This window comes from Micromonospora sp. DT46, assembly GCF_049841735.1.
Taxonomy (GTDB): domain Bacteria; phylum Actinomycetota; class Actinomycetes; order Mycobacteriales; family Micromonosporaceae; genus Micromonospora; species Micromonospora reichwaldensis.
On the sequence record NZ_JBNCKW010000009.1, the window covers coordinates 164,390 to 187,250 of the forward strand.

16 protein-coding genes are annotated in these 22,861 nt (G+C 71.5%); 3 read left to right on the forward strand and 13 right to left on the reverse strand.

The features are described from left to right. The first annotated feature begins 37 nt into the window (after positions 1-37). Positions 38-5,827, forward strand: a complete 5,790-nt coding sequence (locus ACLQ20_RS25150) for a TIR domain-containing protein (RefSeq protein ID WP_425857857.1) — start codon at positions 38-40, stop codon at positions 5,825-5,827. Positions 5,828-5,963: 136 nt separating this feature from the next. Here the strand turns inward: ACLQ20_RS25150 and ACLQ20_RS25155 are convergent, their stop codons facing one another. Further along, on the reverse strand, positions 5,964-6,665 hold the full coding sequence (locus ACLQ20_RS25155; protein ID WP_327027925.1) for an alpha/beta hydrolase: 702 nt from the start codon (positions 6,663-6,665) through the stop codon (positions 5,964-5,966). A gap of 314 nt (positions 6,666-6,979) precedes the next feature. On the opposite strand from ACLQ20_RS25155, the gene ACLQ20_RS25160 reads away from it, so the two are divergent. Next, positions 6,980-7,447, forward strand: a complete 468-nt coding sequence (locus tag ACLQ20_RS25160) for an NUDIX hydrolase (protein WP_311411259.1) — start codon at positions 6,980-6,982, stop codon at positions 7,445-7,447. Positions 7,448-7,450: 3 nt separating this feature from the next. Here ACLQ20_RS25160 and ACLQ20_RS25165 read toward each other — a convergent pair whose 3' ends face one another. From ACLQ20_RS25165 to ACLQ20_RS25200, 8 genes are read right to left on the reverse strand one after another with little or no spacing between them, the layout of a single operon-like run. Next, positions 7,451-8,278 (reverse strand): HAD hydrolase family protein, encoded by an 828-nt coding sequence (locus ACLQ20_RS25165; protein ID WP_425857858.1) that lies wholly within the window; start codon positions 8,276-8,278, stop codon positions 7,451-7,453. Next, positions 8,271-9,476: a hypothetical protein gene (locus ACLQ20_RS25170; RefSeq protein ID WP_358120480.1), complete on the reverse strand. Its 1,206-nt coding sequence runs from the start codon at positions 9,474-9,476 to the stop codon at positions 8,271-8,273. Before ACLQ20_RS25170 ends, ACLQ20_RS25165 begins: the two co-directional genes overlap by 8 nt. Next, on the reverse strand, positions 9,473-10,105 hold the full coding sequence (locus tag ACLQ20_RS25175) for a class I SAM-dependent methyltransferase (protein WP_425857859.1): 633 nt from the start codon (positions 10,103-10,105) through the stop codon (positions 9,473-9,475). The genes ACLQ20_RS25170 and ACLQ20_RS25175 overlap by 4 nt, the downstream gene beginning before the upstream one ends. After that, a complete protein-coding gene (locus tag ACLQ20_RS25180; RefSeq protein WP_425857860.1) occupies positions 10,089-11,204 on the reverse strand; it encodes a hypothetical protein in 1,116 nt (371 codons plus the stop codon). Before ACLQ20_RS25180 ends, ACLQ20_RS25175 begins: the two co-directional genes overlap by 17 nt. Beyond that, positions 11,188-12,270 carry a monodechloroaminopyrrolnitrin synthase PrnB family protein gene (locus ACLQ20_RS25185; protein ID WP_327027934.1) on the reverse strand — a complete coding sequence of 361 codons (1,083 nt, stop codon included), beginning with the start codon at positions 12,268-12,270 and terminating at the stop codon, positions 11,188-11,190. The genes ACLQ20_RS25180 and ACLQ20_RS25185 overlap by 17 nt, the downstream gene beginning before the upstream one ends. Continuing rightward, a complete protein-coding gene (locus ACLQ20_RS25190; RefSeq protein WP_425857861.1) occupies positions 12,267-14,648 on the reverse strand; it encodes a pyridoxal phosphate-dependent decarboxylase family protein in 2,382 nt (793 codons plus the stop codon). The genes ACLQ20_RS25185 and ACLQ20_RS25190 overlap by 4 nt, the downstream gene beginning before the upstream one ends. Next, positions 14,641-15,732 carry an NAD(P)-dependent oxidoreductase gene (locus tag ACLQ20_RS25195; RefSeq protein ID WP_425857862.1) on the reverse strand — a complete coding sequence of 364 codons (1,092 nt, stop codon included), beginning with the start codon at positions 15,730-15,732 and terminating at the stop codon, positions 14,641-14,643. The genes ACLQ20_RS25190 and ACLQ20_RS25195 overlap by 8 nt, the downstream gene beginning before the upstream one ends. Further along, entirely contained in the window at positions 15,729-16,772 is a 1,044-nt protein-coding gene (locus ACLQ20_RS25200; protein ID WP_425857863.1) for an aldo/keto reductase, read from the reverse strand. The genes ACLQ20_RS25195 and ACLQ20_RS25200 overlap by 4 nt, the downstream gene beginning before the upstream one ends. Positions 16,773-17,136: 364 nt before the next feature. On the opposite strand from ACLQ20_RS25200, the gene ACLQ20_RS25205 reads away from it, so the two are divergent. Next, positions 17,137-18,267 carry a nucleotidyltransferase domain-containing protein gene (locus ACLQ20_RS25205; protein WP_192581245.1) on the forward strand — a complete coding sequence of 377 codons (1,131 nt, stop codon included), beginning with the start codon at positions 17,137-17,139 and terminating at the stop codon, positions 18,265-18,267. A gap of 66 nt (positions 18,268-18,333) precedes the next feature. On the opposite strand, the gene ACLQ20_RS25210 is transcribed toward ACLQ20_RS25205, so the two are convergent. The 4 genes from ACLQ20_RS25210 to ACLQ20_RS25225 are packed head-to-tail and all read right to left on the reverse strand — an operon-like array spanning position 18,334 to position 22,817. Then, positions 18,334-19,914: a hypothetical protein gene (locus tag ACLQ20_RS25210; protein WP_425857864.1), complete on the reverse strand. Its 1,581-nt coding sequence runs from the start codon at positions 19,912-19,914 to the stop codon at positions 18,334-18,336. A gap of 8 nt (positions 19,915-19,922) precedes the next feature. Further along, on the reverse strand, positions 19,923-21,128 hold the full coding sequence (gene glf / locus ACLQ20_RS25215) for a UDP-galactopyranose mutase (protein ID WP_425857865.1): 1,206 nt from the start codon (positions 21,126-21,128) through the stop codon (positions 19,923-19,925). Next, positions 21,125-22,045: a phosphotransferase family protein gene (locus tag ACLQ20_RS25220; protein WP_425857866.1), complete on the reverse strand. Its 921-nt coding sequence runs from the start codon at positions 22,043-22,045 to the stop codon at positions 21,125-21,127. The genes glf and ACLQ20_RS25220 overlap by 4 nt, the downstream gene beginning before the upstream one ends. Further along, on the reverse strand, positions 22,035-22,817 hold the full coding sequence (locus ACLQ20_RS25225) for a phosphotransferase family protein (RefSeq protein WP_425857867.1): 783 nt from the start codon (positions 22,815-22,817) through the stop codon (positions 22,035-22,037). Before ACLQ20_RS25225 ends, ACLQ20_RS25220 begins: the two co-directional genes overlap by 11 nt. Positions 22,818-22,861 lie beyond the last annotated feature (44 nt).

Sequence of the window (22,861 nt, forward strand, 5' to 3'; positions counted from 1 at the left end):
TGGCGACGGGTTGACCCTGAGTGGTCATAATGGCGGGGTGGCTGTAGGCGCGCAACCGACCCGGTCCGACCGCCCCATCGACTTCTTCGTCAGCTACTCGCCCGCCGACGAGCGCTGGGCGACGTGGTTGGCGTGGGAGTTCGAGGCCGCCGGCTACCGCACGATGCTCCAGGCGTGGGACTTCGTGGCCGGCACCAACTTCATCGACTTCATGGACCGGGGGGTCCGGGAGGCTGCGGTCGTGGTGGCCGTCCTGTCCGAACGCTACCTGCACTCCACGTACGGCAAGCTCGAGTGGCAGGCGGCGCTGCGCGCCGATCCGGACGGCACCGGCAACAAACTGGTCACCGTCCGGGTGGAGGACTGCCCGATCGACGGCCTGCTCGCCACCATCACGTACGTCGACCTGGTCGGGGTCACCGACCCGGTGCAGGCGCGTTCCCGGGTGCTGGACCGGATCCGGGAGGCGCTCGACGGCCGCGCGAAGCCCGTCCGGCAACCCGCCTTCCCGCACCATCCGGCCGACCCGGCCGGGGTGCTCTCCGCGCCCGTGGCCGGCCCGCCCGCGCCCCGCCGGGCCCGCCGTACGCCGATCAACCCGCCACCGTTCCCCACCGCCCCGGCGACGGTGCCGACCGCGCGGACGGCGCTGACCGTGCTCCAGGTGACCGGTCCGCGGTTCGGTCGGGGCATGATCGAGCCGGGCGCCCCGGTCACCCCGGGGGAGCTCCAGGAACACCTGATGGGTGATCTGACCCTGCTGATGAACGACGAGGTCCCCCGACCCGACCTGTTGGTGGTGGCGGGCAACCTGACCGAGTCCGGCAGTCCCCGCGAGTTCTCCGACGCGCTGAGTTTCCTCACCGGGCTGCGGGTGCTGCTCGGGTTGGAGCCGCACCGCCTGGTCGTGGTGCCCGGCCCGCGCGACGTGACCATGGCCGCGAGCCGCGCGTACTTCGCCACCTGCGAGGCGGACGACGTCGACCCGCAGCCGCCGTACTGGCCGAAGTGGCGGCACTACGCGCGGCTCTTCGACGACCTCTACCAGGGTCTGGAGGACCGGCTCTTCGACAGCGAGCAACCGTGGACGCTGTTCCCGGTGCCGGACCTGCGGGTGGTGGTGGCCGGGTTGAACTCCACCGTCGCCGTCACCCACCGCGAGGAGGACCGCTACGGCTTCCTCGGCGAGGCCCAGTCCACCTGGTTCGCCCAGCGGCTGCGTCACTACCAGCAGTCCGGCTGGCTGCGGCTGGGCGCGATGGCGCACGTTCCCGGCCCGCGCACCCCGTACGCCGACGAGGTCGCGGTCCCGGACGGGGTGACGCTGCGCGACCGGGGATCGTTCAACCGCCTGCTCGGGCCGATGCTCAACCTCCTGCTCTCCGACGCCGTGCCGACCGGTGCCCAGGTCGACCCGGTGGTGCCGCTGGCCACCGCGACCCGCGACGGCCGGGCGCAGGTGCTCCGGCTCGCCGCCGACGGGATGACCCGCTGGGTGCTCGGCCGCGACGACCGGCGCGAGGTGGGCGAGTCGACGGCCGTGCGCTGGCCGCGGGCGGAGGCGACGTTCGGTGCTGTCGGGCCGGCCCAGATTCCGGACCCGCGGCAGCCCACCTCCGCCGAGGGAGCCGTCGGGGACGCGCCGGTCAGCACGCCGGCCGTGCTCCCGGTGGCGCCGCTGGACCGGCTGCTCGACCGGCTGGCCGAGGTCTGCGAGGCGCGCCACGACCGGGTGCTGGTGCGTCGGGTGACGGTCGAGCCGCCGCACCTGTTCGTCACCTACCGCGCCGACGGGGTGGTCCGGCAGCAGCGGGTCGGGGCGTACGTCGGCACCCCGACCGCCACGGACCTCGACCACTTCGCCCGGCGGGTGCACGCCACCGACCCGGACATCGCGTCCGAGTTGGTCTACGACGGCGACCGGGTCCCGCGCGGACTGGCCGAGGAGGCACAGCGGCGCGGCGTACGGGTGCTGCACCTGACCGAGTTCCAGGGGCTGCTCGATCTGCGTGAGTACGTCGCCGCGCAGACCGCCCGGTTGCAGGCCGACCGGCTCTACCCGCCCGGCCAGTACGTGCCGCAGCGCTACCGCCACCTGGTCGGCGCCGACCAGCAGGTCCGCGAGGACGTGGTGGACCAGCTGCTCGAGTTCGCCGCCGCGCCGGACGGCCGGTTCGTGCTGGTGCTCGGCGACTTCGGCCGGGGCAAGACGTTCGCGTTGCGCGAGGTGGCCCGCCGGCTGCCGACGGCCGCCCCCGACCTGATCCCGATCCTGGTGGAGTTGCGTGCGCTGGACAAGGCGCACTCGGTCGACGGGCTGGTCGCGGCGCACCTGGCCAACCACGGCGAGCAGGTGATCGACCTGAAGGCGTTCCGCTACATGCTCCGGCAGGGGCGGATCGTCCTGCTCTTCGACGGCTTCGACGAGTTGGTGGCCCGGGTCACCTACGACCGGGCGGCGGACCACCTGGAGACGCTGCTCCAGGCGGCCGAGGGGAACGCCAAGATCATCGTTAGTAGTCGCACCCAGCACTTCAAGACCAACTCGCAGGTGCTCACCGCCCTCGGTGAGCGGGTGGGCATGCTGCCGCACCGGCGGGTACTGGCCGTCGAGGACTTCACCCCCGCGCAGATCGAGACCTTCCTGCGGCACCGCTACGGCGGGGACGAGCGGGCGGCCCGGGAGCGGATGGACCTGCTCGGCGGGGTACGGGACCTGCTCGGCCTCTCTCGTAACCCGCGCATGCTCGGCTTCATCGCCAACCTCGACGAGGGACGGCTGACCGCCGTGGCCGGTGCGGGCGGCACGTTCAGCGCCGCCGCGCTCTACCGGGAGATCCTGGAAGCCTGGCTGGACTTCGAGGAGCGGCGCACCCAGGGCGTGCCGGGTGTGCCGGTCAGCCTGCGCCGTCCCGAGCTGTGGCGCGCGGTGAGCCGGTTGGCCTTCCAGCTCTGGGAGAGCGGGGAGTCGTACCTGCGCCTGGCCGAGCTGGCCGAGGCCGCCGGGCAGTTGTCCGGGCTGGCAGAGTCCCAGCTCTCCGGATCGCAGGCGACGCACGCGGTGGGTGCGGGTAGTCTGCTGGTCCGCACCGACGACGGCCTGTTCGGCTTCATCCACACCTCCGTGATGGAGTGGCTGGTCGCCGCGGGGACCGCCGCCCAGCTCAATGAGGGCGAGGAGCCGTCGGCCCTGGCGGCGCGCCCGCTGTCGACGCTGGCTGTGGAGTTCCTCGGCGACCTCGCTGACCCGGCCCGCTGCACCGCCTGGACGTCCCGGGTGCTGGGCGACGAGGCAGCCGGCGAGACGGTTCGGGCCAACGCGTTGCGGCTCAGCGCCCGGCTGCGGCTGCCCGACCGGGCCGACCTCCGTGGCGCGGTGCTGCGCGGTGAGGACCTGTCCCACCGGGAGCTGGCCGAGGCGGACCTGACCGGCGCGGACCTGACCGACACCCGCCTGGTCGCCACCAACCTGACCGGGGCCCGGCTGACCCACGCCCGGTTGCGCGGCGCCCGCCTGGACCAGGCTCGCCTCACGGGGGCCGACCTGAGCGGGGCCGATCTGGCCGGAGCCCGACTGTTCCGGGCCGACCTGCGCGACGCGCGGGTGGCCGGCAGCAGTTGGCACCGGGCCGCGCTGATCGACGTGAGTGCCCACCCGGCGCTGCTGCGCGCGCCGGAGCTGCGCGGCGCCGTGGTCGCCCCGGGCCGTCCGGTGACACCGGGCCTGGCCCCGTCCGCCGTGGGCGTCTCGTACGGCTTCGAGGTGGGCCGGCTGCCGTTGCCGGCTGCGTACAGCCCCGACGGCACGGTGCTCGCCGTGGGCAGCGACGACGGAGGGGTGCTGATCTGCGACACCACCACCGGCCTTCCGGTGCGGACCCTGCAGGGCCACCGGGGCCGGGTGTACGCGGTCCGATTCGACGCCGCCTCGCACCACCTGGTCACCGGCTCGGCCGACCTCAGCGTACGACTGTGGGACGCGGACCACGGCGACGTGCGGCACGTGATCGAGGAGGTCTTCGCCGGCTGGGTGTGGCCGCTGCTCACCGACGGCGCCCGGGGCCGGCTGGTGGTGGGCGACGCGGCCGGTGTGGTCCGGCTCTACGACACCCGGACCGCCCGGCTGCTCCAGGAATGGCCCGGGCACGCCGCGCCCGTCTGGGGCACCTCGTTCAGCCCGGACGGGCGGCGGGTCGTGGTCGTGGACAGTTCCGGCGCGGTCCGTGGCTGGGACATCGCGTCGGGCGACCTCGCCTTCGAGGTGCGGGAGCCGGAGGTGGTCTACCGGGTGGTGCACACCCCGGACGGTCGGTCGCTGGTCGCCGTCGGACAGCACGGCCGGGTGTGGATCCGCCGGGCCGCCGACGGGGAGCTGCTGCGCCAGCCGCGCGGCCACGAGGCCGACGTCTACGCCCTCGACGTGCACCCCGACGGCGGGCTGATGGCAACCGGCGACACGCATGGCGCGCTGCGGCTGTGGGAGGTGGAGACCGGCCGCCCGGTCCGGGTGCTGGACCGGCAGCGTGGCGCCATCTACAGCGTCCGGTTCAACGCCGACGGCACCATGCTCGCCACGGCCGCCAGCGACGGCGCGATCCAGCTCTGGACCACCGCCGAGGGCCAGCTCCGGCACGAGCTGAGCCGGCACCGTGGCTCGGTCTGGCCGGTGGTGTGGCGGCCGGACCAGGCCCAGGTGGCGACCAGCAGCAACGACGGCACCACCCGCCTCTGGGACACGCGGACGGGGCAGCTTCAGCACACCCTGCGTGGGCACGGGCGGCGGGTCACCTCGCTGTCCTTCCGCGACGACGGCGAGGTGCTGGCCGCCTGCGGCAACGACGGTGTGGTGCGGCTGTGGGAGCCACGCACCGGGCGGCTGGTCCGGCAGTTCGCCAGCCCGGCCGACCGGCTGCTCTCCGCCGTGTTCTGCCCGGGTGAGCCGCTGGTCGCCGCACCGAGCGGGGACGGCGGCGTGCACCTGTGGAACACCGACACCGGAATCGACGAACGCGAGCTGAACGTGGACACCGACCATGTCTGGGCGGCCGCGTTCAGCCCGGACGGCGATGCGCTGGCCACCGCCAACGACGATGACACGGTCCGACTGTGGTACCGGCGTACCGGCCGGCACTTCGCCACCCTCGCCCCGCACCGGGGCCGGGTCCGGGCGGTGGCGTTCAGCCCGGACGGCGAGACCATCGCCACCGGCTGCGACGACCACCTCGTCCGGCTCTGGGACGCGGCCACCGCGACCTGTCGCCACACGTTGGAGCTGCACACCGACCGTGTGTACGCGGTGTGCTTCAACAGCGAGGGGACGCTGCTCGCCAGCGCCAGCAACGACGGCACCGCCGTGGTGTGGGACGCGCTGACCGGCGAACGGCGCGTGGTGCTCACCGAGCACACCGGCCGGCTCTGGTCCTGTGCGTTCAGCCCGAACGGCGCGCTGCTCGCCACCGCCGGGGACGACCTGATCATCCGGCTGTGGGATCCGGGCACCGGTCGGCTGCACGGCACCCTGGCCGCGCACACCCGGCGGGTCTGGTCGGTGGCGTTCAGCCCGGACAGCAGCATGCTGGCCAGCGCCGGTGACGACGGCACCGTCCGGCTCTGGGACGTCGTGGACCCGGAGCACGCTCAGCTGCGCGCCACCCTGATCGGCCTGCCGGACGGCTGGGCTGCGGTCAGCCCGGACGGGCGCTACAAGCTGGACGGTGATCCGGGCGGTCAGTTCTGGCACGTCATCGGCACCTGCCGGTTCGAGGTGGGCGAGCTGGACCCCTACCTGACGCAGGTGCGTCGACTCCCGGTGGACGCCCCGTTCTGACCGGTCGGCCCCGTCGATGTGCCCGCTCGGGTCGTCGTCGGCCGGCCGGTGCGGCGTCGACGTCATCCACCAAGCCCCGCCCGACCGGCTGCTGCCGTCGTGTCGATCGAGCGGGGCTCGGCGGATGCGATGACGGTCAGCGCGGCATGAGGTGGCGGGTGAAGAACCGGACCGCGCTGTCCAGCTCATGCTCCGGGAGCCGGTCGCCGTGACGGCCCGGGTTGGCGTGCAAGGTCTTCTCGGCCGAGCCGAACGCGTCGAACAGAGCCAGGCTCTGCTCGCGGGGCACCCGCTCGTCGTCCCACTGGACCAGGAACTCGATCGGCACGGTGATCTGTGCGGCGGCTACGGCGGAAGCCGGGGCCGCGGCGCCGCCCAGGCCCAGCACCGCCGCGCGGACCCGGGGCTCAGCGGCCACGAACGGCACGCCGAGCCCGCATCCCAGCGACACTCCCCAGTAGCCGACGGCTTCCGACCCGAGGTGGTCCAGGACGGCCCGCCACTCCGGTACGGTCTGCTCGGCGACGAGGGCCTGGAACTCGGCGAGCAGCGGGGCCAGCTCGTCGCCGGAGTCGACGCGGGCTTGGATCTCGGTGGCGATGTCCTGGTAACGGTCGTCGGTCGGCCGGTCGCCGTGGTTCGGAACGTCCACGCAGACGGCCGTGAATCCGCTGGTCACGAAGCGGTGGGCGCGGTGCAGGATGCCGGGGGCGGTCTTGTGCTGGCCGCCGCCGTGGCCGAGGAGGATCAGCGGGCGAGGGGCGGTGGTGTCGTCGTCCTGGGTCCACCTGACAGCGGGGACGCCACCGACGGTGAAGAACTCTTCGTGGATGTGCATCGGGAACGCGAGCCTTTCGGGTGCCTTTGCGGGCGCTCCCTAGACCATGCGGGGCAGGGAGTCCCGACCTGTCACAGCGTTGATCGGACTCACCTCCTCGGTCGGCAACCATGCACGGCAGGGTCGACCGTACACGAGCTGTCGCCGAGCCGGAGTGGAGTGCTCCCCTGAAGCGGCATCACCCCCGGTCATCGCCCGATGCGGCGCCGGCGACGGGTACGCCCGGGGAGTGTCACCGCCGGGCGGACCAGTAGGATTCTCTGCTTATGACCTCTGTTGAATCTGAAGCGCCGACGAGGGCGCCTGTTTCTCGCGTGCAGCTTGTCATCGGCATCGTCCGGCGAGGCGACGAGATCCTGCTGGTGCGGGAGAGCCTCGGCGCGAACGGCGAGATGCTCTGGTCGCTCCCCGGCGGCGGCGTCCAGGACGGCGAGGTCTTCCACGAGGCGCTGCGGCGGGAGATGCAGGAGGAGACCGGCCTGGTGGTCGGCGACCCGGTCGCCACCGCGTTCGTGATGCACATCGACTCCGAGCGGTACCCGTCGGCACTCGCGATCGCGTTCGAGATCAACGACTGGGAGGGCGAGACCCTGCCGGAGGACGACGAGATCGCCGAGGCGGCGTTCTTCCCGCTGCCGGAGGCCCTCAAGCTGATCGGGCAGCTCGAGAGCGACAACCAGCGGGAGCCGATCCTCGGTTACCTGACCGGTGAGGTGCCGGCCGGCACCACCTGGATCTGGCGCAACCGGGACGACCAGGAGGTCCTGCTCGGGCGCTGGTGACCGTCAGTGCGCGCAATCCTCCACGACGTCGGGCCGGTCACGCCGGACGAGCGTGTCCGGGTGGAAGGCGGCCAGGAAGTCTCCGATCGGGCCCGACAGCCGCATCGTCGCGCGTGCAGCGGCGTCGGCGTGGCTGTCGGCCACCGCGACCCCGACCGCCGCAGAGGCCAGCAGGCACCGGTCGTTGCGCCCGTCGCCGAACGCGATGACCCGCTTCAGGTCGGCCTCACCGGCCTGCTCGGCCAGCAACGCCGTCACCGCGGCGGTCTTGCAGGTCCCCGCAGGCCGCAGCAGCTTCGCCGCGGTGCCGGCGAACGGGATCGCCTCGACCGCACCGCCCAACAGCCCCTCGGGCAGCGGCACACGATCCAGCACCAGCACCGAGCCGACCTGCGCCCTCCCGCCGAGCTGCGGGTCGACCTCGATGGACGATCGGGGCAGCCGGTGTGCCATTGCGAACCACGTGGACGCCCGCCGGGACGTCGCGACATAGCGGTGATCCAGCTCCGCGACCAGCTCGGTGAAACCTGCGGCGAGCAGCGCTGGCACCACCTCGCGGGGCAGCGCGCGGCGATATGTCGCCCGGGCGGTGGCGCGGTCGTACTCGACGTTGCCGTTGTCGAGCAGCAGGCGCGGCCCGAACAGTTCGAGGAGGTGCTCGGGTAGACCGAGCGCCTCGAACAGCACCGTCGATCGTCCCGTCACCAGCAGGAGTGCCAGACCGCGGTCGCGCAGCCGGGCGAGCCCTTCGATCGTGCCGGGCAACGGCACACCGCGCTCGTCGACCAGCGTGCCGTCCAGGTCGAACGCGGCGAAGGCGAGGTCAGGCACGCAGCGTTCCGAGCGCCTCGCGGATGGAGCTGGACAGATTCACCAGCGTGTTGCGGGTGCCGAGCTCGGCGACCAGGATCGGCAACCGCATGAGTGCCTCGAACGTCCGCCCCGCCAGGGTGCCGATCTCGTCGCGGTCGCGGGTGCGGGCATGCAGCCAGTCCTCGACGAACACGTCGTCGTCCGGAGTCATCAGCTGCTCGGTGAGCACTTCGCGCGCCTGGTCCGGATCGACCCGACGCACGCTGAGCACTGCGGAGTCCTTCGTCACGCGGGGCAGCACGATGGCGGTCAGCCGCACGGAGGGGACCAGGGGGGTGCCGGTGCGCGCACGCCACTCGACGGGCAGCAGGTTCAGCTTGGAGTCTCCGCAGAAGCTCTGCCAGTCGCTGGTGACGAAGTCCGGCTGCCGGCGGGCCAACTGCCAGCTGGTCGCGTCCTTGAGGCCCAGCGCGTGCATGGTGCCGCCGTTGATGCGGATCGGCACCGGCATGCCGCAGGCCGTCACCTGCTCCCCGTCCGCGCGGACCATGACCCGGTCGTTGGCGACGAAGGCGCAGCCGGAGGCAGCGGCCAGGGCCAGGGCGGTGGTGGACTTGCCGGCACCGGAGCGGCCGATCACCACCACGTTGCCCTCGGGGGTGGCCGCGCAGGACGCGTGCAGCCCGGCCCAACCGTCGCTCTCGCCCCGCCGGTAGCCGAACTCGCGCAGGTGCCGGGCCAGCGCCAGGTGGGCGTAGGGGCGCGCGGTCGTGACGAACACCAGGCCCCGCGGGGACTGCACGACGAGGTTGGTGCCGTCGATCTCGTCGGGCTCCGAGACCACGGCGCAGGTCCCGTCGGCCAGCTCGTAGCGGATCCCGGGTGCGGCCACGTGCAGATGTACGGCTTGGCGCCGGACCGCCTGCGCCGCGTAGTGCTCGACCAGCCGGGCGAAACACGCGTCGGAGACGGCGAGGTTCACGGCGGTCAGCGAACAGGGCGAGAAGTCGTCGGGCAGGTGCTCCCAGATGTCGTTCGCCGGGGTGAACAGGTCGTGCAGGTACGTGATGGCTCGCGGGTCGGCGCTGCTCACCGCGATCCGGGTCTGGCCCAGCCGGACGGTCCCGGCGCGTACGCCGAGCCGTGCCGCCAGCGCGTGCGGATCGGCCAGCTCGGCCGGATCGGTGTCGAGGAGGGTTGCTTCGCTCTGGATCATCGGGTCCCCGTCGGTCGCAGGACGGCCCGCCAGACTGAGCGCTGGCCGGGGTCGGCATCGTGGAGGTATTCGAACGGGCCGTCGACGAACTGGAATCCGGCGCTACGGCAGAGCTCGGCGATCCGCTCCGGCGGCAGCAGCGTCATCACCTGTCCGTTGGGGAGCCGGTGCCGGTCGTCGGCGAGCGGGGTGAGCCGGTGGTCCAGATGCGCCGCGCTGAACAGGTTCAGCGACACCACGCCGGCGGTGGCGACGACCCGACCCAGCTCGCCGATGGCCGCGGAGACATGTTCCGGCCGGGGCAGGTTGTGCAGGACCCCGTGACACACCACGACCGCGGCCCGCGCGGTGGCCACCGGCAGCGCAGCGACGTCCGCCTGGCAGAAGGCGGCGCCGGGGGCGACGCCCTGTGCGCGCAGCACCATCTCGGCGTGCAGGTCGAGTCCGACGACCCGGTAGCCTCGTTCGGCCAGCAGCGGCAGGTTCCGCCCACCACCGCAGCCGACGTCGAGCGCCACCGCGCCGGGGCCGCCCTGCGGCACGATGTCGGCCAGGTATCCCGGCGGCGACGCCGTGGCGAACGCCGTCACCACGTCCGACCGGTTCCAGTAGTCACCCGTCGCGCGCATGGCGCTTCACCGTGCACTCGTCGATCAGGTAGCCCTGGTCCCACGGCATCGCGCGGAACGTGGTGAGGCCCGCGGCTTCGAAGCCGGCCGCGACGGCGTCAGGCTGCTCGGTGAGAGCGAAGAAGAGCGGCCCGACCGAGGACAGGCTGAGCACGGCGGTCTGTTCCGACTCGAACAGCTGCCGCACCTGCTCCGCGTACTGCAGCAGGCGGGGGTGCGAGAAGGCGCAGTTGCGGATGCTGCCCATCTCGAACCGGTAGTCGAAGACGAGCTGCCCGAGGGTGCGCGGAGTGCCAGTGACCAGGTCGGGCCAGCACTCGTGCAGCAACCGGTAGGCGATCTGCGGCGCGTATCGGCGGCCGGTCTCCAGGAACCCGTCGAAGTTCTCCGCCTCGGCGCGAAGGCTCTCCGAGGCGTCCCAGCTGCGCAGGTCCGGTGGTACGGCGAGCACGATCGTGTGCCCGGCCGGCGCGGGGGCGGCCAGCAGCGCGACGGCGTTTCCGGAGACCACCTGGATCGCGCCGGGTACCAGACCGGCGGCGGCCGAGCCGCCGATGCACTGGACCGGCATGATCTCGTCGTCGTTGCCGTCGATCTCCTCGCCGTGGTTGTCGACCAGCAGCCGCATCAGCGTCCGGTGGTCCAGCGGCCGACCGCACAGTTCGTTGATCGCCGCCGCCACGGCCGAGAGGACGGCGCTGCTGCTGCCGAGACCGACGTGCGGAGGCAGCGGGTGCGAGCGGATCGTGATCCGCATGCCGCCGGTGAGGCCGAGGACCTGGCGCATCAGCAGCGCGGCGTGGCGCCCCAGGACCGGCCGGGCACTGTCGGCGGCGATCTCGACGCCGTCGCCGGACGCCGTGGCCTGGACCTCGACGCTCGTGAAGAGGTCGGTGACGAAGACCAGCTCGCCGGCGGGGTAGGAGCCGGCGCCGGGCAGCACCTTGCTCGGGTCCAGTGCCATCGCGTTGAGCCGGTTCGGGTAGCGCAGGCGCACCCGGCCCTCGATTCCGGCGGCGGGTGGCACGGACGGGACTGCGCCGCGCACCGAACCCACCCGTACGGGGGCGAAGCCCGCCACACTACCGGTCGCGGTCATCGGCGCTTCCTCTCCGCTCTCGGGGCAACGGCAGCGTCACCGCGGCCTTGGAGGTGGTGATCTCGATGAGGTGGTCGAGGGCCTCGACGGTGTAGCCGCCGCTGCCCAGCGAGCCTTCGGCCCGGATCGCCATGTTGGCCCGGGCCACCTGGCGGTGGGGGTAGCGGAAGCGCAGGATGCGCTTGAGCAGCGCGGCATACTCCGCGCGTACCCGGGGCGACTCGAGCAGGCAGCGCAGCAGCGGCGAGTTGCCGCTGCGGTACGCCAGGAGCGTGTCGTCGCACACCGCCCGGTGGGTGGGCGGCAGGTAGAGCACGTTCTCCACGAGATAGTCGTCGTGCCACGCGCCGAGCTGCCCCGGTTCGCTCGGCGCGAGCAGAAGCACGTCGAGGACGAGCAGTGGCATCTGGGCGCCGCCGGGACCCATGTAGGCCTTCCCGCCGATGTCCATCGTCGGGAAGTAGGGCCGGAGCCGGTGCGAGAAGTAGTCGGGGGTGATCGTCCGCTGGACCGTACGCAGGTTCTTGCGCAGGACCTCGACCCCGTCGTGCACCTGGCCGAGTGCGGCGAGGAGCACGTCCTCGTCGAGGTCGGCGCGGTCGCGGCAGGCGGCCAGGTCGTCGACGGCCAGGTTCAGCGCCTGGGTCGCGGCGACGACCGAGTCGATGAACACGTGCTCTTCGTCGCTGAGCAGGAAGCCGCGGCGGCGGGGGCCGACCGGGTTGCGCGTGGTGTAGCTGTACACGGTGTCGCGGGGGACCTCGTCGGCGACGGCGGCCAGGCGTAGGAGTGTCGGCTCGATGCCGTGCAGGTCGGCGTCCGGATCGTGCCGGACGAGTGAGGCGGCGAGGAAGCCCAGGTCGCGCAGGGCGGCTCGGGCCGTGTGGACGTCAGCCGTATCGAAGTCGGCAATGAGGTCGGCCAGCGCGTCGACCATCCACGCCGTGTCGGCGCGCTCGTTGGCGGCGGGCAGTTCGGCGAGGACGTCGTCGGCGCGCAGCGGGTCCATCGCGGCCACGGCGAGGTCGTCGGCGTTCTGGTCGGCGCCGATGAAGGAAGTGGTCATGCCGCGACCCCGACCGCGGTGGCCAGGACCGTCTCGGTTCCGCCGTCCGTGCTCCGTACCGCCGCGTGCGCCCGGATCAGGTCGGCGCCGTGATCGGCGACGGCGACGACGTCGTCGACACGCAGCCGTTCCGGTTCGGAGACGTCGAAGACGGGCAGGAGGCGGGCCATTCGCTGGCCCACACCGGTGTCGACCGTCATCCGGGTACGCCGTCCGGCAGGCAGCGACGCGGTGGTCACGACAAGCTCGCCGGCGTTCCCGGACACGTCGGGTACACAGCGGCCGACCAGGCCCGACCGGGCGACCAGCGCGTCCGTCGCCGACGCGGCGACCAGGTCGGACAACCGCCAGGCGTCCGCCGATCGGGCGCCCACCACGACCGTGCACTCGATGTCGAAGAAACGGTTCGGGAACCGCTGGTACTCCTGCCGTAGCAGGTGTGTCCGCCGGGGCAGCAGCGGATCGCCGCTGACCCGGAGCATGTCCAACCGGGCCGGGCGGTCGTCGTCGGCGAGTTCGACGGTGCACTCGAACGACGTGTCGATGGAGAACGAGTACTCGTCGCTGTGGGCGCGCCGCCGGAAGCCACGCGCGCTCTTTCCGAGCTTCACCACGACGCGGTCCCGGAAACACTGGATCTCGTCGGTGAACTCGCCCTCGCCGAACTTGTACTCCAGCGACCGGAACTCGCCCGTGCTCTCCAGGTTCATCAGCACCCGCTCGCCCGGGTCACCGGTGCCGACGCAGAAGTGCACGCCCCCGACCAGGGACAGCTTCTGCTGCGACCGGTCGAGCACTTCGACGTAGTAGTCGGCGGTCCGCACGCCGAACAGTTCGTTGCCGAACGGGTCGGCGAGATCCGGGGCGTACACGTGCGCCTGGCGACCCGTCGCGGTCTCGCCCCATTCACGCACCTGGAGGGGTTCGCCGGTGGTGGAGCGGTGCAGGAAGGTGTGGAAGGAGTACCCGGGCTCGTCCGGATCGCGGCGGCCCGGCGGGTGCACGATGTAGTGCCGGAAACAGTCGGTGTCGGCGGCGATGTCACGCAACTGCTCCGGCACACCGGCGTCGGCCTTCCCGCGCCCGGGCCTGGCACGTGCGGCCCTGGCCTGCGCGACCGCCTCGGACAAGCCGGTGGCGAAACGGGCGATCTGCTCGTCGTTGAGGCTGTGTCCGGCGTAGAAGTGGTGGTAGCTGCGGCGTCCGCCCTGTGGCGCCGGCGCGCTGACCGCGAGGAGCCGGTAGCGCTCGGTGAATTCCTTCGGCAGCAGCCCGTCCGGTGTGGAGAAGCCGGCCACGACGATAGGTGAGGCGGGTGCCGGCCGGATCTCCGCCTCCGGGTCGGCGGCCCGGATCGCGTCGGCGATCAGGTCCCGGCGACGCAGGCACTCCTGGATCGCCGCGGTGAAACCGGCGTGGCCGAGGCCGAAGACGGTGGCCCACAGGGCGGCGGCCGCGGCGCCGGGGCGGGACCCGGTCAGGGTCGAGTCGACGATCCCGGTGACCGGGCTCGCCTCGGTGACGTGCCCCAGCAGGCCCTTGCGTACGAGCAGCACCCCGCACGAGTACGGCAGCAGCCCCGACTTGTGCGGGTCCAGGGCCATCGCGTGCACGCCGACGTTGCGGAAGTCGAAGGCCAGCGCGGGATCGCTGAACGGGAAGATGAAGCCGCCGTGGGCCGCGTCGACGTAGCAGAAGAACCGCACCTGGTCGGCGAGCTGCACCGCGCGGCGCCGCAGCAGCGCGGCCAGCTGATCGACCGGGTCGCACAGGCCGCTGTTGTAGTAGCCGGCCGTCAGCGCCACGATGATGCCGGTCGCGCCGGCGGCGACCGCCGCCTCGACGGCCTGCGCCAGCTGCTCCGGCTCGATGACCCAGCTCGGGCCGGGTGCGATCGTGCGCAGGTCGAGGCCGAGGACCTCGGCGGCCTTCGTGACGGAGTGGTGGGCGAACTCGCTGGTGATGAGGGTGACCCGCGACGCCGCGTCGGCCCGGACGGCATTGCGCCCGATGCGCAGTCCCTGGAGCACCGCCTCGGTCGCGCCCGAGGTGATGTGGCCGTCGGCCGAGTCGGCGTGCAGCAGGCCGGCGAGGCCCAGCAGAGCTTCTCGTTCGAGCCGCCGGGTGCCGGCGCGCCCGGCGCCGAAGGGGGTGTGTACTCCGACGTTGTTGCTGTTGAGCGCCAGGAACCGGGTCCAGGCGGAGAGGGCCACCTCGTGCGGGGCCGACATGGCGAAGCCGAGCCGGGTCACCGTGGGATCGTCCCAACCGGTCGTCTCCGCGTACGCGCGGTCGAGGCCGGCGGTCAGCTCGCTCGGGCTCAGCCCGGCGGCCGGGAACGTGTCGCTGACCGTCCAGCCGTTCTCCAGGTCACCCACCGGTACCGTCCTTGCCGTGCCGGGCGGCCGGCGTTCGGCCGAGCCGGACCTGCAGTCGCTGGGGTGTCAGCGGGTGCCGCGGCTGTTCTCCCGCCAGCACGCGCAGGATGTCGTCGGCGACGATGTCGGCGACCGCGATGTTGGCGTCCCTGGTTCGTCCCGCGATGTGCGGCAGGTGGACCACGTTGTGCCTGCCGATCAGGGGATCGCCCTCCGGCAGCGGTTCGACGTCGTACACGTCCGCGGCCCAGGCCAGTTCGTCGGCGAGCACCCGCTCCCGCAGCGCCGCGGCATCGATCGCGGCCGCCCGGGTGATGGTCACGACGAGCGCGCCCCGCCGCAGGGCGAAGACGTGGTCGCGGTCGACCACGCCGGTGACGCTGGGGGTGTCCGGTGCCGCGACGACGAGGATCTCGGAGTCCCGCACCAGCCGGTCGAGGTCCACCGACTCCGCCGAGACCTCGGCGAAGCGCTGCGGGGAGCGGTACGGGTCGTACGCCAGCACGGTCGCGCCGAGCATGGCGCACCAGCTGGCGATGCGACCGCCGATCTCGCCGACCCCGATGATGCCGACGGTCTTGCCCGCCACAGTGCCGTTGGCGAAGCGCGGATCGTCGCAGAACTGCACGTACGGGTAGTCCCAGGGGCGGAAGCCGGTGATGACCTCGTGGTGCCACTGCGGGATGCGACGCAGCCCGCACAGGATCAGGCTCAGCCCGCACTCGGCGACCGACTGGCCCCAGCCGGGAGTTCCCTCGACGAACGGGATGCCCGCGTCCCACAACGCGTCCATGGCCTCGATCCCGCAGGTGTCGGTTTCGCTGGCCACCACCTTCAGCCGGGTCGCGGCGGCGATCATGTCGTGGGTGAGGTCGCCCCCGAACAGGGCGACGGCGTCGATGTCGGCCCAGTCGACGGCAGCCAGATCGCTTTCGCGTACGTCGAGGTAGCGGATGTCGCAGGTCGGGGACAGGCGTTCTTCCAGCCGCTCGCGCAGGAACGCCCAGAATTCCGAGAGCAGACCGTCGTCGGTCAGCAGCACGACGGGTCGGCGGGAGGTGAGGTCGTTCATGCCCTGGCTCAAGATTCCTCGCTGTCACGTGTGCCGCGATGGCCCTGCTCGATGGTCCGGAACCACAGGCTGCTGCCGGGGGCGACGATCGCGTCGACCGCCTGACGGGCCTGTGCGTCGACGGTGGTCTCCGTCGCCCTGAGCGCGAGCGTGAGTTGGTCGAGGGTCCGGGGACCGATGATGGTGCTGGTCACGTCGCTGCTGCCGGACAGCCACGAGTGGGCGAACTCGGGCAGCGACTGCCCGTGCTCGGCGGCGAGCTCCAGCAGCGCGGCCAGGGCTCGCTGCACCGGCTCCCAGACCGTGCCGCGCGGTGACCACCATTCGGTGAAGCGGGCGTCGGCGGGCGGTTCCCCGAGGAACCGTTCGCTGAGGTAACCCATCGCCAGCGGGCTGTAGGCGACGAAGCCGACGCCGTACTCGCGGCAGACGGGGAGGATGTCCCGCTCCACCTCGCGTTCGAGCAGGTTGTAGGGCGACTGCTCGGCGATCGGGCCGGGCGTGCCGAGCGAGCCTCGTGCCAGCACGGCCATCTCGACCAGACGCCAGGTCGGCACCACGCCTAGGCCGGGCTGCTCGGCCATCTCCTCCGGGCTTGGCATCGTGGACGTGCCGACGTAGCGGATCTTCCCCTCCCGCACGAGGTCCGCCAGGGCGCCGAGGGTCTCCTCGACGGGCGTCCGTAGGTCGTGCCGGTGCAGGTGGAAGATGTCGATGTGGTCGACGCCCAGGCGGCGCAGGGACCGCTCGCACTCACGCTTGACGGCGTACGCGGAGTTGCCCCAGTCGTTGGGCCCCGGTCCGACCTCGTTGTAGCACTTGGTGGCGATCAGGACGTCGTCGCGGCGGTGACGGATGGCCTTGCCGAGGATCTGTTCGCTGCGGCCGTCCTGGTAGGCGTTGGCGGTGTCGACGAGGTTGACGCCGGCGTCGAGGGCCGTGTGGATGATCTCCTCTGCCGCGGCCTCGTCGGTCGGGCCGCCGAAGTTGAAGGTACCCAGAGTGACCGTGGATACACGCAAACCACTGCGGCCCAGTTGATGGAACTCCATCCACGCCCCCTGCTGTCTCCACCGAACCCAGCGGCCATTGTGCCGCTGACGGTTATAGTGATCAAGATCGGAGCGAGAGTCCACTAATCAGCTGAACGATCGCCGGGCAGCAGTTGAGCGCTGGTCAACCTCCCTGCCGGCCCGGGCCCCACGCCAGCGCCCCACCCAGCAGCGGAACGCGCCCCGTCGGCGGCGACGCCCTTGCCCGCGTCTGGCCGACAGGCAGGTGAAACGCTTCCTGGAGACCGTTAAGCTTTGCCGCCGGTCCAGGGGCGAGCTTCACGCAGAGTGATCTCGTGGCCACTGCGGACGGATGTCGAGTCAGCGCCGTGCAATGCCGGGGCACCGTCGAGAAGGAGGCCGAATGGCCGAGTTGTCAGCCGAATCGGAGTTGTTGCTCCTGCTCAGCAGGCAGCAGGTGACTGACACGCAGATGGCTCGTGTGCGCACGATCATCAGTCAGGACGAGCCGCGCCTGGACTGGGGGCATCTTGCCGTCCAGGCCGCCAGGCACCGCGTCGCCCCCCTCGTGGGCTGGCATCTCTGGCGCCTGTTGACCACCGAGAGGGTCGCGGGCATCGACTCTCCCGTCGTGCTGCTCCTGTACTCCGCCTACCGGGACACGCAACGTGCCAACGAGCTCATGCTGGCTGAGGTCCAGGCGATCAGCGACGCCGCGGCGGACCAGGGCATCACGGTGCTCATGCGCAAGGGCGGCCATCTGGCCTTCGCGGTCTACCAGGAGCCCGGGACGCGACCGATGGGTGACCTGGACGTCCTCGTCACCAGGGAGGAGGCGCCCACCCTGGTCAAGGCGCTCGAGGGACTCGGTTATGTGGAAGGCAACCCGACACGCGTCGACATCGTCCCGCTGAGCAAGCGGGAGCGGGCCTTCTGGCGTCTGTACGGCAGCGACCTGCCCAAGATGAACAAGTTCGGCGAGTTCCACCGGCCGATCGTCAGCATCGACATCAACGTCTCGCTGGCGCTGCCCGGCAAGGGCTACGACGTTCCGGTCGGTGCCGTCCTGGCGCACGCCGGCCGCCACCGGTACGGGGACGCCTCGTTCCTCGTGCCGTCCCCCGAGGACGCGGTCATCGACCTCGCCGCCCACATCTACAAGACCTCGACGACCCTCAGGTTCATGAACCGCGGCAAGCACCGGCAGTTGCTCAAGTACGTCGACATCGCCGAGGTCGTACGCCGTGCCGGCCCGGACCTCTCGTGGGACCTGTTGCTCGAGCGGGTGGACGAGTACGCGGTGGCCGGTCCCGTCTTCTACGGGCTCGCGCACCTGCGGATGCTCTTCCCGGACGCCGTCCCCGCGGACGCCCTGACCGCGCTGCGGCAACGGTGCCCGGAGCCGGAGCGCCTGCTCAACGAGTACGGCCAGTGGGACCTGCCGGAGCCGCGCGCCTGGCAGCAGGACTTCCTCACCCGGTTCTTCGACCCGGACGCCGACCGCGACCTGCCCGCCTCGAAGTCACTCGTGTGACGACAGGAGGCGCTTGGGCGATGCCGCCCGAGCGCCTCCTGCCTCGCGAGTGACGCGAGGACCGCTCTACCGTTCGGTCTTCCCGGACAGCACCGGCGTGCCCACGCGCCAGGAGCGGAGCATGCGCAGGAACATCAGCCACGGGCCGGTGGCGCTGACGAAGGGCGCGGCGACGAACGTCGCCACGAGCGTCAGCCGCGGACGTCTCCCGGTCAACCAGCTGACGGAGCGGTCCTGGCGGTCGATCCCGCCCAGTCGCGGCAGCAGCGCCAGCAGCAGGACGGCTGTGACGGGGTACGCCACCAGGCCGGTGCCGACGGCGAGCACGGTCCACCAGCCGCCCCCCAGCGCCGTGATCACCAGCCCGGCGGGGATGAGCAGCACTCCGGCGAACCAGATGCCGATGTCGAACAGCTCCTTCGCCACCAGCAACCATTTGCCCGGCAGGCTGACCGGCGACGGGTAGGGGCGTACGTGGTCCAGTTCCCGGGCGACCCCCAGGCTGCCGTAGCAGACATTGGCCCACCCGTTCATCATCGACCTGGTCTGGTAGTAGGGCTCGGTCAGGTTGAAGCTCGGCACCAACGCCTGCTCGACGCCGAGCAGCGAGGCGCGGTGCCCGACCGGCTCCTGCATCTCCGGGAACGGGCCGAGCTCGCGCCACGCGCCGAGATGGACGAACGTCCCCGAGCCGATCGCGTAGATCATCGGGCGGAACGGCGCGGCGAGCAGTCGCACCAGGCGCGGGCTGCGGCGCAACAGGTCGTTCTGGAGTATCCGCCCGACCTCGACGGCCAGGCCACGCCGCAGCCAGTACAGCACCTGTCCGCGCATCAGGGCGCCGTCGGCACCGGGGGCGAAGGGAGCCCGGAACCGCAGCGGCAGCTGCACCTGGTGCAGCAGCGCCGGCGGGCGGCGGCCCGCGGCGACCGCCCCACGCACCAGGTCTCCCACCGCCACGAAGGTCTCCCCGTGGGCCACCGCGTCGAAGTCGTAGACGGCCAGGTAGACGCTGTCCGGGTCGACGCCCGGCAACAACTCGGGTAGCAGCTCCACCGCGTAGTTGAGCTGGGAACCCTTGCGCCCGTCGGTGTGGGGAAAGTGGACGTGGCACGAGCGGTGCGTACCGGGCCTGCCGTTCAACTCGGCGGTGATCTGCCGGCACAGCTCCTCGGTGGTGGGCGTCGCGTCGAAGGCGCGGCGCAGCACGCCGGGCCACTCGTCCGGCGACGTCCGCTCCAGCTCGTCGAGCGTCGCGGCGATCACCGACGGCGCGAGCACCTTCTCCAGTGCCCGCTCCCGGCTGCCACGCCTGGCCAGACCGTGTAGTTCGGTGACCACGGCGGGCAGGGCCGCCTCCTGGGCGGCACGTTCGGCCGTCTCGCGTTCGCTCGTGATGGCGACCGATATCAACGTCCCGGGATATCGCGCGGTGGCGAACGATTCCAGCGTCTCGCGCACCAGTCGCTGCTCGCGCAGGGCCGGCAGCATGACCACGATGACGGGAAGGTCCGCGGGGGCCGTGGCCGGCGCCGTAGGGCGGTCGCGGACCGCCCGTGCCGCCACGATGATCCAAACGAGTACCCAGACCGCGTGCGCGGCGAACAGGATCGCCACGACGCGGCCCAGCACGGTGATCGTCTGCAAGATGGTGCCTACTCTTTGTCGTCGGTGGTCGGACCGGTGGACCCGAGCGGGCGCCGATCGCGGAAGTAGGGCACGATCCGGTTCTCGAACATCGCCAGCGCGGAACCGATCGCCATGTGCATGTCCAGGTACTGGTAGGTGCCGAGCCGTCCGCCGAAGAGCACGTTGCGCTCGGCGGTCTCCTGCCGGGCCAACATCCGGTACGTCCGCAGCGCGTCCCGGTCCCCGGCTGTGTTGATCGGGTAGTACGGCTCGTCCTGGTCGCCGGCGGAGCGCGAGTACTCCCGGACCAGCACCGTACGGTCGCCGCGGTACGACCGTTCCGGGTGCATGTGGCGGTACTCCACGTTCCGGGTGAACGGCACCGACTCATCGGCGTAGTTGATCGTCGTGGTCCCCTGGTAGTCGCGGACCGGCGCCACTTCCCGCTCGAAGTCGAGCGTGCGCCAGCCGAGCCGACCCCCGCTGTAGCGGAAGTAGCGGTCCAGCGGACCGGTGTAGACGACCGGCGTCCCGTCCGGAATGGCGTCGGCCAGCTCGAAGAAGTCCGTGTTCAGGCGCAGGTCGATGCGCGGGTCGGCCGCCATCCGCGACAGCCAGGCGGTGTACCCGTCGACCGGAAGGCCTTCGTACGTGTCGTTGAAGTACCGGTTGTTGAAGTCGAACCGCACCGGCAGCCGGGCGATGACCGACCCGGGAAGTTCCTTCGGGTCTGTCTGCCACTGCTTGGCCGTGTATCCCCGGAAGAACGCGTCGTAGAGGGGCCTTCCCACCAGTGAGATGCCCTTTTCCTCGTGGCTCGGATCAGGGGGGAGTTGACCGATCTCGGCCGCCTGTTCGGCAATCAGTGCCCGTGCCTCGTCCGGGGTGAGGTAGCGGCCGAAGAATTGACAGATCGTCGCGAGGTTGACCGGCAGGGGATACACCTGCCCCTGATAGAGGGTGAAAGCCTTGTGCCGGTATCCGGTGAACTCGGTGAAACGGTTGACGTAGGCCCAGATTCGCTCGTTCGAGGTGTGGAAGATATGGGGACCATATCTGTGCACCTCGATTCCGGTGTCCGGGTCGACCTCCGAGTAGGCGTTGCCACCGTGATGGTCGCGCCGTTCCAGGACCAGCACCCGCTTGTCCAACTCGGCGGCGGTCCGCTCGGCGATCGTCAATCCGAACAGGCCGGATCCGACGACCACCAGGTCGTAGCCTTCGAATGTCATGTCACTGCCTCTCCGAGTAGCCAGGCCGCCGACCGGCGCTCGTCGCTGAGGCGCTGCTTCCATTCGGCCACTGCCTGCGGCTCCTTCTCGGCGAAGAGGGCGACGTAGGAAAGAGCCGTGATGATTTTGTGCAGGTGCAGCCCGGCTTCGACGTCACGTGGCGGGGTCGGGTGGGTCCGGTGCGCCGCATAGGCGGTGTGGAACGCCGCCCGTTCGGTGTCGTCCGCGAAGCACCACCAGTCGAGCTTCACGAAGTCCTCCACCGGGTCACCGGGCCGGGCGAAGTCCATGTCCAGCAGCCATACGTCGCCGGATCTGTCGACCAGCACGTTGGGTAGGTGCACATCGAGGTGGGTCAGCCGTGGAGACATCGGCGGCAGCACCTCGGTGACCAGTTCCAGCAGTTTGGCGACGAGCCGATCAAGATCGCTGGGGGTAAATATCTCCAACCTGGCTGCCCGGGCGGCGTAGCGGCGGATCTTGACTGCGACCGTGTCGTGGATGCTGGTCGGCCCCTCCACGGTGTAGGGGATGTCGTGCAGCCGGGCCAGCACCGCGCCCAGCCGTTCGAGCACCCGCCGCCGCTCCCGCCCGTCCCGGGCGGCGAAGTGGTCCTCGGCATCCGTGCCGTCGATCCACTCCTGAACGAGGAAGGCGTGCCCGTCGCCGTCCGATCCGGAACCCAGCAGGCGCGGCACCGGCACGCCGTGCGCCAGCGCGGTCTCGGTGGCCCTGCGGGCTCCCAGGAAGTCGTCCGCTGCCCGGGAGTCTTCGTTGATCTTGACCAGGTAGTCGCCGTCGGTGGTGTGTACCCGCCATCCGGTGCTGAAGATGCCCTTCGTGACCGGTGTCGCCCCCAGCGGGGCCGCCTGCGGCACCACCGAGGTCAGGATGTCGATGGCCGCGTCAGCTTGCATCGGAGCCTCCGGGGGAGTGGACGCCGTCGTACAGGTCGGTGAGCTCGGTCAGGCAGCGGTGCGCCAGCGCGGCCGAGGCGGCACCCGGCCTGCTGCTCGCGCTCATCAGGCGGCTGAACAGGTGCAGCCGCAGGTAGAGGTCGACGGTGGGCGACCGTGGGTCGAGGCCGACCCATTCCGCCCACCGCGCCGGCGGCAGGCGCCACTCCCAGGCCAGCCTGACCAGATCCAGTTCGGGGTCGCCGAAGGTCGCCAGCTCCCAGTCGACGAGAACCGGGCCGTGTTCGGTCAGGATGACGTTGCCGGGGTTCGGGTCGCTGTGCAGCAGGTGGGGGCGGGTGTCTTCGAGCACGTCGAGCGCGTGGTGCAGGGTCCGGCACTGCCGCGCCTGCGTGGTGAGACCCAACGTCGTCAGTGTCTCGGCGTACGAGTCGAGCCGGCCCGCCAGGAACCCGGCCCAGCTCGGTTGGTCGGGCGCGTGCAGCCGACCGAAGGCGGGTCCGGTGATCGTGTGCGCGGCCCGCAACGCGGCGACCGACGCCCGCACGTCGAGGGCGCTGGCGGGGTTCGGTGCGCTGCCCCGCACGTACCGGATGAGGGCCGCGCTGTGCCGCCCGAACGTCGCGCTGCCGATGACCGCGGGTACCGGCGCGCGTCCGCGCAGCGACTCGAGCGCCGTCACCTCGGTGTCGCGGCGCCAGGCAGCGGTGTAGAGCTTGAGCACGGCGAGGGGGCGCACCACCAGCACCCGGTTGGTCTCCCGCTCGGTCACGACCGCCGCTCCGGTCCGGTGCCCGGTGTCGGGCGAACCGTCGT